General features: G+C 64.2%; 3 protein-coding genes. All 3 read right to left on the bottom strand.

Annotated elements, in window-relative coordinates:
- Positions 1-758: class I tRNA ligase family protein (locus ENZ74_RS25750; protein WP_164761207.1), on the bottom strand; the 758-nt coding region annotated here is incomplete at its 3' end.
- Positions 759-976: 218 nt separating this feature from the next.
- A complete protein-coding gene (locus ENZ74_RS25745; RefSeq protein ID WP_013531280.1) occupies positions 977-1,795 on the bottom strand; it encodes a PopZ family protein in 819 nt (272 codons plus the stop codon).
- 215 nt (positions 1,796-2,010) lie between these two features.
- Positions 2,011-3,402: a TolC family outer membrane protein gene (locus tag ENZ74_RS25740; protein WP_063168121.1), complete on the bottom strand. Its 1,392-nt coding sequence runs from the start codon at positions 3,400-3,402 to the stop codon at positions 2,011-2,013.
- Between the last annotated feature and the right edge of the window lie 179 nt (positions 3,403-3,581).

Raw genomic sequence — 3,581 nt, 5'->3', positions numbered from 1 at the left:
ATGTTCTTGCCGACCAGATGCCGGAAGCGCTCGTCGTCGGGATGCACCGCGACGGCCGTATCGCCCAGCATCGTCTCCGGGCGCGTCGTCGCCACGGTGATGAAGGTTTTCGGGTTTTCCGGGTCGAAGACCTTGCCTTCGACGGGGTAGCGGAAGTGCCAGAGATTGCCATTGACCTCCTGCTGCTCGACCTCGAGATCGGAGATCGCGGTGAGCAGCTTGGGGTCCCAGTTCACAAGACGCTTGTCCTTGTAGATCAGCCCTTCCTTGTAGAGCGTGACGAACACTTCGAGCACCGCCTTGGACAGGCCTTCGTCCATGGTGAAGCGTTCGCGTGACCAGTCGGCCGAGGCGCCGAGCCGCTTCAGCTGGTTGAAGATGGCACCGCCGGATTCGGCCTTCCACTCCCACACTTTCTCGATGAACTGTTCGCGGGTCAGGTCGCGGCGATGGATCTGCTTTTCCATCAGCTGCCGCTCGACCACCATCTGCGTGGCAATGCCGGCATGGTCCATGCCCGGCTGCCACAGGACGTTCTTGCCGCGCATGCGCTCGAAGCGCACCAATATATCCTGCAGCGTGTTGTTGAGCGCGTGTCCCATATGCAGCGAGCCGGTGACGTTCGGCGGCGGGATGACGATGGTGAAGGCCTCCGCCCCCTCCTCGGCCCCGGCACCGGCGCGAAACGCGTCGGCCTCTTCCCAGACTTTGGCGATCTTCGGCTCGACGGTTTTGGCGTCGTAGGTCTTTTCAAGCATGGGAAAATGGTCCGCGCTGTCGGGAGTTTGCTGGTCCGGTGTAAATCGGAAGGTTTTGGCCAAGTCAACCGCAAGGGCTGTCTCGGACCCTCACAACCAGATAGGCGCGGCCTCAGTCATTTCAACGGAACGCGATCCGTCGTCCTGCCGACAACGACTTCACCAAAAGAAACGGCGCCACGAAGGCGCCGTTTCCTCTGGGCAATCGGCATGGGGAACTACTGCGCCCCGCGCGCCACGCGCTCGATCTCCTCGCGCACCAGCCTTTCGACCAGTGTCGGCAGATTGTTGTCGAGCCAATCCTGCAGCATCGGCCGCAGCATCTCTTCGGCCATCTCGTCGAATGTCTTCTTGCTGCGGCTGGCAAACGCGTCGGAAAGCTCGCCAAAGGCAGCCGCGACCTGACGGCCGGTGTGCTCGGAAACGATCGCCGGACGCGGCGCGTCGCTGGCCGCCACCGGCCGCACCACGCTTGCATCCGGACGAGACGGCTCGGTAGCCGGTTTCGCGGCCGGTTCATCCCCTGGAGCCTCCACGGACGGCTGGGCAGCCGTCTTGCGTGCCTCGCTCCGGTCCGACACCGCCCTGGCCTGCTCGCCAACCGCGGCGATCTCGCGACGCCAATCGGCGATGGAAGCGTCGGCGACAGGACGCGATATTGGCGCTTCAGCCGTGATTGGCTCCGCTGCAACGCGGGCGCTGACCTCGGCGAGTGTCATCGATGGCCTTGCCGGGCTGGGATCGGGGCGCACCGGCGTTTCCATGCGCGCCACCACCGGCTCGGCCGGCGGCAGCTGTGACTGGACTTCCGCCAGCGTGACAGGCTTCCTGCCCTCGGGGGCGGCATGCAGGTCGGCACGAAAAGCTTCCACGTCGGGGGCTGCATAGGCGCTCGACGCGCGCTCCAGATCCTGGCTCAGCTCATCGGCGTCGCCCGGCTGCTTGCGGCCGCCGTCGCTGTCCTCGATGATCCGCCTGATGGAAGCCAGTATCTCTTCCATGGAAGGTTCGCGCTGTGCGCTGCTTGCCGTTGCCATCGTCACATCCGCCGCCCTTGTGACCCCTGTTGGGTTTTCCGCTCCGGCAGAGCCGGATCGAATCATGGCCACAGCGTAACCGACGGATCGCCGCACGAGAATCCCCAATCTGGGGACTTGTGGGATTTCAACAGATTAGCGCCATCTGAACCCGAGAGCCGCAGCGCGAAAGATCCTGCTCAAGCAGGGAACACGGCCAGTTCAGGCCGAACGCCTCAGCGGCCGTCCGGCGTGCGCAGTCCGTACCACTTGTCCTTGACCGCGTTGTAGTGCTCTTCAGGCTTGTATTTCGCTACCTGCAAGCCAAGGCGGTCGACGGACAGACGGCCGGTCGCCTGCAGGATGGCGTAGCTCGCCACCACCACATCGTGTTCGTAACCGGCCTGGTTGATCTGGGCGGTGATGACCGTCGCCTGCGCATTGAGGACGTCGAGCGTGGTGCGCTGGCCGACATTGCGCTCTTCGATGACACCGTTCAGTGCCAGCTTCGCGGCTTCGATCACTTGCCTGTTGGCCGTCAGCTGCTGCTGCGCGGCGGTGTACTCGGTCCAGGCGGCGGTGACGGCCTGGCGCACCTGGTCGCGGCTGACATCGACCTGGATGCGGGCCTGGCTGAGCGATTCCTTGTCCTGGCGCACGATCGCCGAGGTGCGGCCACCCGAATAGATCGGGATGGTCAGCGTTGCCCCGACACTGGCCGAATTGGTCGTGCCATCCTGCGAACCGACACCCGGCAAAGGCGAGGTATTGCGATAGGCGCTCGAAACGCCGGCGGAAGCCGACAGCTGCGGCAACAGCGCACCTTCGGCCGACTTCACCGAAAACGCCGCGGCATCGACCAGATGCTGCGTGGCAAGGATGGCCGGATGCTCGTTCGAGGCCACCCCGACGGCGGCGGCGAGGCTCGACGGCAACAGCTTTGCCACCGGCGAAGCGCCCTTGAGTTTGCCCGGCTCGTCGCCAACGATCTGGCGATAGAGCGCCGCACTTGCCAGCGCCTGCGCCCGGGCAGCACTCAGCGACGCCACCGCGGCGGCGCGCGAAGCGTCGGCCTGGGCGACATCGGTGCGCGTGCCTTCGCCAACTTCGAAGCGCGAACGCGCCGCGCGCGCCGTTTCGGTCAGGAACTGCAGGTTCTGCTCGGTCAGCACGGCGACCTGCCGGTCGCGAATCACGTTCATATACGCTTGCGCCGCGCTGAACAGGATGCCCTCTTCAGTGTTGCGCAGGCTTTCGACCGAGGCCCGGACCTGCGCTTCGGCGGCAGCGACATTGTTCCTGGTCTGAAAGCCGTCGAACAGCGTCTGGTTGATCTGAACGCCAAAATTGCCGGTGGTCAGCCGCACGCTTGAATTGGTGCCGTTGAGATGGCTGCTCGAATAATCGATATCCGCCGAGCCGGTGACAACCGGGCGGTAGCCCGACTTGGCGATGGCGACACCCTCGTCGGTGACGCGAACGCCGGCACGGGCCGAATTCAGTGAAGAATTGTACTGGTAGGCCTTTGCAAGCGCGCCGGAGATGGTTTCGGCTGAAGCGGCCAGTGGGGACAGCATGGTCGCCGAAACGAGGACGGCGGTGAAAAGTGACTTGCGTAAAGACGGCACGGTTAAACCCTCATTCGTTTTCCATGGGAACCGCGCCGCGCCTGCTTCTCTCATAGATCAGCCGGCGCCGCGTGTTCGTGTTCCCTGCTGCTCACCCCCAAAGTGCCCCCAGTTTGGCATCAGCAGCGATCGTTCAAATGCAAGCGACCATGACAAAGCCTCTGCTGCAAGGCCAAATC

It is taken from the genome of Mesorhizobium sp. M7A.F.Ca.CA.002.15.2.1 (assembly GCF_003998715.1).
GTDB lineage: Bacteria > Pseudomonadota > Alphaproteobacteria > Rhizobiales > Rhizobiaceae > Mesorhizobium > Mesorhizobium ciceri.
The sequence above is the reverse complement of the archived record's forward strand: the minus strand, read 5'-3'. Positions and strand labels throughout refer to the sequence as shown.

Bases quoted from the DNA above. Each gene is read 5' to 3' on its own strand.
- ENZ74_RS25745 (WP_013531280.1), bottom strand. From the start codon at position 1,795: ATGGCAACGGCAAGCAGCGCACAGCGCGAACCTTCCATGGAAGAGATA.